This window comes from Clostridium sp. CCUG 7971 (assembly GCF_017590215.1).
GTDB lineage: Bacteria > Bacillota > Clostridia > Peptostreptococcales > Peptostreptococcaceae > Faecalimicrobium.
Genome location: NZ_JAFFPK010000189.1, coordinates 1 through 6,655 on the forward strand (window position 1 = coordinate 1; position 6,655 = coordinate 6,655).

The 6,655-nt window shown below is 30.1% G+C and carries 5 protein-coding genes and 1 pseudogene; all 6 read right to left on the bottom strand.

Features of this window, described 5'->3' with window-relative positions; all coding sequences use genetic code 11:
• Positions 1 to 18 precede the first annotated feature (18 nt).
• The gene (locus JWF52_RS18250; protein ID WP_208334903.1) at positions 19 to 672 is read right to left on the bottom strand and encodes a M23 family metallopeptidase; all 654 of its coding nucleotides are present in this window, start codon (positions 670 to 672) and stop codon (positions 19 to 21) included.
• Positions 673 to 843: 171 nt separating this feature from the next.
• On the bottom strand, positions 844 to 1,893 hold the full coding sequence (spoIID, locus tag JWF52_RS18255; RefSeq protein WP_208334904.1) for a stage II sporulation protein D: 1,050 nt from the start codon (positions 1,891 to 1,893) through the stop codon (positions 844 to 846).
• A gap of 80 nt (positions 1,894 to 1,973) precedes the next feature.
• Entirely contained in the window at positions 1,974 to 3,227 is a 1,254-nt protein-coding gene (gene murA, locus JWF52_RS18260; RefSeq protein WP_208334905.1) for a UDP-N-acetylglucosamine 1-carboxyvinyltransferase, read from the bottom strand.
• A gap of 22 nt (positions 3,228 to 3,249) precedes the next feature.
• A complete protein-coding gene (locus JWF52_RS18265) occupies positions 3,250 to 3,987 on the bottom strand; it encodes a YwmB family TATA-box binding protein (RefSeq protein ID WP_208334906.1) in 738 nt (245 codons plus the stop codon).
• A 110-nt stretch (positions 3,988 to 4,097) separates the two neighbouring features.
• The gene (glmS, locus tag JWF52_RS18270; protein ID WP_208334907.1) at positions 4,098 to 5,927 is read right to left on the bottom strand and encodes a glutamine--fructose-6-phosphate transaminase (isomerizing); all 1,830 of its coding nucleotides are present in this window, start codon (positions 5,925 to 5,927) and stop codon (positions 4,098 to 4,100) included.
• A 313-nt stretch (positions 5,928 to 6,240) separates the two neighbouring features.
• A pseudogene (locus JWF52_RS18275) lies at positions 6,241 to 6,655 on the bottom strand (phosphoglucosamine mutase); the annotation flags it as partial.

The following is a 6,655-nucleotide window of genomic DNA, read 5'->3' on the forward strand; positions in this document are numbered from 1 at the left end:
TTAAGTCTGTTATATTTTTTATTTTATTAAACTCATTGGATCTATGTATTTTTTTCCTTTAAATGCTTCTACATGTACGTGTGACCCATCTTGTCCTTCAACTGAGCTTGTGTTTCCTACAGTTCCTAAAACATCTCCAGATTTAATTTCTTGGCCTTTTTTAACCTTTGTATCTTTTGATAAATTAGAATATACTACTGTTGTATCATTATCACTTTTTACTTTAACTGAAATTCCATGTTGATCATCTGTAAATACAGATTCAACTTTACCATTTAATAAAGACTTGATTTCAGAACCACTCTTTGCACTTATATCTAAACCTTTATGTATTTCCCATACATCTAATGTTTTTGAATAACTTGGCTCTTTTTCTGAATACTCTCTAATTACTTTAGTTCCTAAAAAACTTAACTTCGAATCATTTTCCTTAGCCTTTTCTTTAGCTTTTTCTAAATTTTGCTCTGAATTTGTTGTTGGTACCACATTTTCATTATCTTTTTCTATTAATTGCAATTCATCATCTTTATCGGCTTTGTTTACAAATCCTTTATTAGACGCTAATTCATCCACATTATTTTTTGTAAACCAAACCCCACCAATTGCTAACAAACAAACACACGCAAATAAGGCTAAGTAAAAACCATCTTTTTCTAATAGCTTTTTCTTCATACAGCACCTCCAAATATTTATGTATTTATATTGTTGGCGTTAATTTCTATTTTTATACAATTTATGAACTTTTTTGAAATATATATTTTGTTATATATTTAATATATTAACTTAAAATTCTACATTAAAATAAACTCTATAAAGCAAGTGATTTGCTTTATAGAGTTTATTTTAATATATATCAGTTATATTAGTTCCTGTATAGTAATGAGACAATATTTCATAATACTTATAGCCGTCTTCTGCCATACCTTGAGCTCCCCATTGACTCATACCTACTCCATGTCCATATCCCTTTACATTAATTTTCACAGAGTTATTTTCAAACTTAATATCAAAGTTAGCCGAGTTTAAACTTAATATATTTCTGACATCTGTACCTTTAATTTCTTTATTACCTATCTTAATCGTTTCTACAGCTCCGCCTTCACTTCTTTTTTTAACCTTAACTTGATTACTCAAGTTACTTGCATCTATTTTAATATTACTATAACTTTTCTTAAATAAGTTTGCAAAGTCACCATTACTTAATTCTAATGCAGAAATATACTTAGGAGCATTTTTATCATATGGGCTATCAACTGATTTTAAATATGGATATGCTGAAGAAAAAACCTCTTCACTATTCTCAGTCTTTCCAGATGACGTTGAAAAATATAATGTAAGTATAGGCTTTCCTTTATATGTAATAATTTGACCTTTAGTCTCATCTACTGCTTGTTTTATTTTTTTATAAGAACTTTTCATCCAAGCTTTACCATTCCTCTTTTCTAGTTCTTCTGGACTTTTGTATTCTTGACAATGCCTAAAATCTGTACATACAAGTGCATTTTTATGTTTGCTATTTGGACCTTGGTTTTCTTTATATTTTACATAAGTTCTTGCTGCTAAAGCTTGGGCCTTTAAAGCCTCTATATCAAATTCTGCAGACATTTCTCCGGCTAAAACTCCACACAGATATTCTTCCATATTCATTGCTTGAACTTTACCCAACTTATGATTATATACATTAATAATAGGTGTTTTTTTATCTACAGTTTCATAATTTATTACTTCTTTTTCTTTTTTAGTGTCTGCTACTGGTGCTTTAGTAACTAATTCTTTTACTTCTTTTACTTGTGTACTAACATTAATATCATCATAAGATACTACACTTATAAGTATTGGAATTGATATTGAACAAACTACTACACCTGCTAAAATTAGTAAAGGGTTCTTCATATACTTCCTCCTTAGTTTTCTTATTAACATTAAAGTATATGAAAAACCCTATTCTTTTATTACATTAAATTACGTATTTATTAATCTTCTACTATCTTTATATTCCCGCCTAAAGCAGTTATTTTCTTATCTATATCAACATATCCTCTTTGTATGTGATATATTTCACCTATTTGAGTTTCACCTTCAGCTATAAGCCCACATAGTATAAGCGCTGCACCAGCTCTTAAATCTGTAGCATTTACTTTAGCTCCATGTAATTTATCAACACCATTAACTATAGCACTTCTACCTTCTATCTTTATATTCGCACCCATTCTATTAAATTCAGCAACGTGCATAAATCTATTTTCAAATACAGTTTCTATAACTACCCCTGATCCATTAGCTACAGTAAGCATAGCCATAAATTGAGCTTGAACATCTGTAGGGAATCCTGGATGAGGTAATGTTTTTATATCTATTGGCTTTAAAATTTCTGGTCCTATTACTCTAACAGCATTATCTAACTCTATTATTTCACATCCAGCTTCTTTTAATTTAGCTGTAACTGGCTTTAAATGCTCCATCATTACGTTTTCTATTATTATATCGCCTTTTGTCATAGCTGCTGCTACCATGTAAGTTGCAGCTTCTATTCTATCAGGTATTACATTATGTTCCGCTCCATGTAATTCCTTAACTCCATTTATTTTTATAGTATTAGTACCCGCACCTTTTATATTAGCACCCATTTCATTTAAGAAGTTTGCTAAATCTACTATTTCTGGCTCTTCTGCTGCGTTTTCGATTATAGTAGTTCCTTCTGCAAGTGCAGCTGCCATCATTATGTTTTCAGTAGCTCCAACTGATGGAAAATCTAAATATAATTTAGCTCCTGTTAATTTTTTAGTAGTAGCTTCAACGAATCCATGATCCATATCTACATCAGCACCTAAGTATTTAAATCCTTTTAAATGTAAATCTATAGGTCTAGTTCCTATAGCACATCCTCCTGGCATAGATATCTTAGTATGATTAAATCTTGCTAATAACGGTCCCATAACTAAGAATGATGCTCTCATCTTTCTTACAAGTTCATATGGTGCTTCACATGTAGTTATATTAGTTGCATCTACAGTTAATGTAGTACCTTCATATTCTACCTCAGCTCCTAAATGTCTTAATAAATCAGATATAACATGTACATCTCTTAAATTTGGAACTCCTCTTAAAGTAGACTTTCCTTTTGCTAATAAAGTTGATGCTATTATTGGTAAAACTGCGTTTTTTGCTCCATCTATTTTAACGTTCCCCTTAAGTGGGTTACTCTTGTTAACTATTATCTTTGCCATTTTATTGACCTCTCCTCATTAATTAATAATCTAATTTTATAATTGGCGTAGCAATATAGATGATCGTTTTTTCGTCATCCTCACTATACCTCATTCCTATATTCAAATTTATCTTATCGCCTAAATATTCTAAGTAATTATCCTTTAAAACTTTGCTATATGCTGTAATAGATATAAAATTTTCTTCCTCTACTCTATCTATTTCTTTAGCATTCATATTATATAATATTTCTTGAAAAATATCATCATATTTATTCATCTGTAACTTTTTTGTGTACTCTCCTGATATACACGTATTTATGTCAACTTTTTGAACATGTTTGTTTAACGTATTTTCAAGAATTGTATAAATATCCACTATATTTTTATATACTTTATTTTCTAATATGTCAACCATAATATATGCTTCTTCGTCATTTTTTTTAATTCCAGAAATTGAAATATTTTTTTCTTCATTCTGAACTTGTGCATATATCTGGTTTTGGTTATTGTTCCAGTTTTCTTCCCACTTCATATTACTCTCTTCAAGGCCTAAATTGTTAATTATTTCCACGAATATATCTCTCATTTCATTCTTGGATATATCGTAGTTTATAACTCCATTCGCCTTTATATTGTAAAACTTAAAATTAGCTTGAGTATTGTCAAAAGTTTCTATCAACTTATTATATTCATTGTTTGACTTAATATCAGCATATGATATTACTATTCCAATTATCATCAGTAATATAAAACTTGTAATTAATTTTATTATTTTCATAAAAAATCCCCCTTAAAATCATCATATTTATAATTGGATTATTGACAATTTTAAGGAGGATATACTTTATATACTGTGTTAGTATTTTGTTTTTAATTGTTTAAACTTTATTATTCAACTGTTACTGATTTAGCTAAGTTTCTTGGCTTATCTACATCGCAACCTCTTTGAACTGCAACGTAGTAAGATAATAATTGAAGAGGTAGCACAGTTAATATACTTGATAATATATCATCTACATTCGGTATATATATTACCTTATCAGCTGCTTTTTCTACTTCTACATTTTTCTCTTGAGCTATTGCTATTACATAAGCTCCTCTAGCTCTAACTTCTTCCATATTTGAAACCATTTTTTCAAATAGCTCTCCTTGAGTAGCTATAGCTATAACTGGAGTTCCTTTTTCTATTAAAGCTATTGTACCATGCTTTAATTCTCCCGCTGCAAAAGCTTCTGCATGTATATAAGATATTTCTTTTATCTTTAATGCACCTTCCATAGCTAAATTGTAGTCTAGTCCTCTACCTAAGTAGAATGCACTATGAGTTTCTTTTAAAGTTTTAGCTACATCATCTTTAATATAGTTTTCTTGTTCTAATGCTTTTGAAACTTTTTCAGGCATTTCTTTTAATTTTTCTATCATTTCATCGTAGTACTCTTTAGTTATAGTACCTCTCTTTATAGCAAAATCTAAAGCTATCATATAGAATGATACTAATTGAGTAGTGTAAGCTTTAGTTGATGCAACTGAAATTTCTGGTCCTGCCCAAGTATAGAATACATCATCAGCTTCTCTAGCTATAGAAGAACCAACAACATTAGTTACTGCTAATATTCTAGCTCCTTTATCTTTAGCATATCTTAAAGATGCTAATGTATCAGCTGTTTCTCCTGATTGACTTACTAATATTAGTAAAGTTTTATCATCTATAAATGGATCTCTATATCTAAATTCAGATGCTATATCAGTTATAACTGGTATTTTAGCAAATTTTTCTATAGCATACTTTCCTACAAGTCCTGCATGATATGCAGTACCACAAGCAACTATATAAACTCTATTTATTTTTTCTAAGTCTTCCTTAGTCATTTTTATATCATCTAATTGAATTTCTTCATTGTCATTTAATCTTCTTATTAGAGTTTCTTTAACTCCATTAGGTTGTTCGTAAACTTCTTTTAACATGAAGTGTTCATATCCACCTTTAGATGCAGCTTCAACATCCCAAGTTATTTCAGTAACCTCTTTTTGTACAACTTCTCTATTTTCATTTAAAACAGTTAATTTATCTCCAACTATGTGAACAAACTCACCATTTTCTAAGAAGTATACATTTCTAGTGTATTTTAATATTGCAGGTATATCTGATGCTATGAAGTTTTCACCTTCTCCAAGTCCTACTACTAATGGACTATCTTTTCTTACTGATACTAATTCATTTGCATTATCTTTACATATAACACCTAATGCATATGCACCTCTTAATCTTTCAGTTGCCTTATAAACAGCATCTAATAGATTTCCTTCATAGTACTTATCTACTAAATGTGCTACAACTTCTGTATCTGTTTGAGATAAGAATACTACACCTTCAGCTTGTAACTCTTCTTTTAATTCACTGTAGTTTTCTATTATTCCGTTATGAACTACTGCTATTGTCTTGTCCATATTGAAATGAGGATGAGAGTTTACATCAGATGGCTCTCCATGAGTTGCCCATCTTGTATGTCCTATTCCAAGTCCACCTTCTATAGGATTTTTTTCTAGGTCCTCAGCAAGTATTGCTAATCTTCCTTTGAACTTTCTTATTTCTAAGTCATTTCCACCATTTACTGCCACTCCTGCAGAATCGTATCCTCTGTACTCTAATTTAGAAAGCCCTTCTATTAGTACCTCTGTTGCTTGTCTGTGTCCTAAATATCCAACTATTCCACACATATTAAATTCCTCCTAAAAATATTATTTTATATATTTTTAGAGGTAGGTCATGATTACTTAAATTTCCCTTTGTCCAAAGAATTACTTCTAAGATTTAAGGAAATTCTTACGATGGTAATCACACCGCAGAGCATCCGCCGATAATTCGATAAACTCTGACCTCGTCAACTTAGTATCTATAAAGTATTTGTATTTTGTCAATTACTAAGTTCTGGCGCTTATAAGTGAATACTAAGATAAATATCTTAGTATATCACTCCCATTAATTATTGCTTTAGGGTTATACTTTATTGTCTTAGTATTCACTTTTAAATTACGATAGTTTTTCTTGTATAAGGTTAGCTAAGTTTGTAGCTAATTCTTTTATTTGACCTTCCTCTTTACCCTCTAGCATAACTCTTACTAATGGTTCTGTTCCTGATGGTCTAATTAATACTCTACCACAACCATCTAATAACTTCTCAATTCTTTCTATTTCACTTTTTATCTCAGGATACTCCATATATCTATTCTTATTTTCATTTTTTATCCTAGCATTAACTAGCACTTGTGGGTACTGAGTCATAACTGCTGCAAGATCTGATATTTTCTTTTCTTCTTCAAGTACTATTTCAGCAAGTACTAAAGAACTAAGTACACCATCACCTGTTGTGTTGTAATCTAAGAATATCATGTGGCCTGATTGCTCTCCACCTAGGTTATATCCACTATTTTTCATTTCTTCTAAT